The organism is Baaleninema sp. (assembly GCF_049974805.1).
GTDB lineage: Bacteria > Cyanobacteriota > Cyanobacteriia > Cyanobacteriales > Geitlerinemataceae > Baaleninema.
In genome coordinates this window covers 6,918-8,738 of sequence record NZ_JBNGCO010000152.1, presented here as the reverse complement: position 1 = coordinate 8,738, position 1,821 = coordinate 6,918, and the positions used below count along the sequence as shown (strand labels likewise).

The 1,821-nt window shown below is 54.0% G+C and carries 2 protein-coding genes and 1 tRNA gene; 1 reads left to right on the top strand and 2 read right to left on the bottom strand.

The window, feature by feature from the left end; all coding sequences use genetic code 11:
- Together ACP5D4_RS19790 and ACP5D4_RS19785 are read right to left on the bottom strand one after the other, a co-directional pair.
- Positions 1-50, bottom strand: a 50-nt coding sequence (locus tag ACP5D4_RS19790; RefSeq protein WP_428013334.1) for a helix-turn-helix domain-containing protein, incomplete at its 3' end; no start/stop codon positions are given.
- 175 nt (positions 51-225) lie between these two features.
- A tRNA-Leu gene (locus ACP5D4_RS19785) sits at positions 226-307 on the bottom strand.
- Between the two features lie 144 nt (positions 308-451).
- Here ACP5D4_RS19785 and accC point away from each other — a divergent pair.
- Positions 452-1,807 carry an acetyl-CoA carboxylase biotin carboxylase subunit gene (accC, locus tag ACP5D4_RS19780; protein ID WP_428013332.1) on the top strand — a complete coding sequence of 452 codons (1,356 nt, stop codon included), beginning with the start codon at positions 452-454 and terminating at the stop codon, positions 1,805-1,807.
- Positions 1,808-1,821 lie beyond the last annotated feature (14 nt).

Genomic DNA, 1,821 nt, shown 5'->3' with positions numbered 1-1,821 from the left:
TCTTGCTGGGGAGTTGGATAGAAGCGATATCGAAACGCTCGAAGTGTCATTTGGGTAGTTTAAATCCTCTCTGCCCATTTTACGGTCAAGCCGCCCTAGAAGGGCGGGGTTTTAAACCCAAATTTTTTGATAAATCGACGGATACAAAAAAAGAGAGGCAGCTCGTGGCGACCTCTCTTTTATATATTTGTCTCTATATATTTGTCTCGACGCGGGGTCGAAGAATGCGGATGGCGAGACTCGAACTCGCAAGGATTGCTCCACACGCCCCTCAAGCGTGCGTGTCTACCAATTCCACCACATCCGCGTGGCATCTGCGCGGTTAACGTTTTTCAACCGCACTATGGTAATTTAACATAGCGACGAGTTAATTGTCACTATTTCCGGAAAATTTTTTCGTCGCGTCCGATCCGGCTTCCGAAATTCCCGCATTGCCCCTAGACACTCAAAGATGCAGTTCTCGAAAATTCTCATTGCCAATCGAGGAGAAATCGCCCTTCGCATCCTCCGCACCTGCGAGGAGATGGGCATTGCAACCGTTGCGGTGTACTCCACGGTCGATCGCCACGCCCTCCACGTCCAACTGGCAGACGAAGCCGTCTGCATTGGCGAACCGTCGAGCAACAAAAGCTATCTCAACATCCCCAACATCATCTCGGCAGCCCTGACGCGCAACGCCACCGCCATTCACCCCGGTTACGGTTTCCTCGCCGAAAACGCTCGATTTGCCGAAATCTGCGCCGATCACCAAATCGCCTTTATCGGCCCTTCTCCCGACTCCATGCGACAGATGGGGGACAAATCCACCGCCCGCGAAACCATGAATCGCATCGGCGTCCCCACGGTTCCGGGGAGCGAGGGCTTACTCCGCGACGATCGCGAAGCTCTGTCCCTGGCTGAAGAAATCGGCTATCCGGTGATGATTAAAGCCACCGCAGGGGGCGGCGGACGCGGAATGCGCTTGGTTCGCAATGCTGAGGACTTACCGAAGCTGTTTATGGCGGCCCAAGGGGAAGCTGAAGCCGCCTTCGGCGATCCTGGCATTTATATGGAGAAGTTTATCGAACGTCCCCGCCACATCGAGTTTCAAATTCTGGCGGACCAATTCGGAAACGTGGTTCACTTGGGCGAACGGGACTGTTCGATTCAGCGGCGACATCAAAAACTGCTCGAAGAAGCCCCCAGTCCCGCACTCGATCCGAAATTACGTCAGAAAATGGGTAAGGCAGCGGTCAAAGTTGCCAAAGCGATTAATTACGTCGGGGCGGGAACGGTGGAATTTCTCCTCGATGCGTCGGGAAATTTCTATTTTATGGAGATGAACACCCGAATTCAGGTGGAACACCCGGTCACGGAAGCCATTTGCGGTTTGGACTTAATCGCGGCTCAAATTAAGGTGGCTCAAGGGGAAAAGCTGCCCGTGACTCAGAGCCAGGTGGAATTGCGGGGACATGCGATCGAATGTCGGATCAACGCCGAAGATCCCGATCGCAATTTCCGCCCCCACCCCGGACGCATCAGCGGTTATTTACCCCCCGGCGGTGTCGGCGTGCGCGTGGACTCCCACGTTTACACGGATTACGAAATTCCCCCTTATTACGATTCGCTGATCGGCAAACTCATCGTTTGGGGTCCGACTCGCGAACGGGCGATCGCTCGCATGCGTCGCGCCCTCCGAGAATGTGCCGTCACGGGAATTCCCACCACTATCGGCTTCCATCAAAAGATTATGGAAACTCCAGAATTCCTCGAAGGTACGGTGTACACCAACTTCGTTGAAAAGTGGATGGAGCAAAACAGCGAGTAGGGTGCGTGACTTGA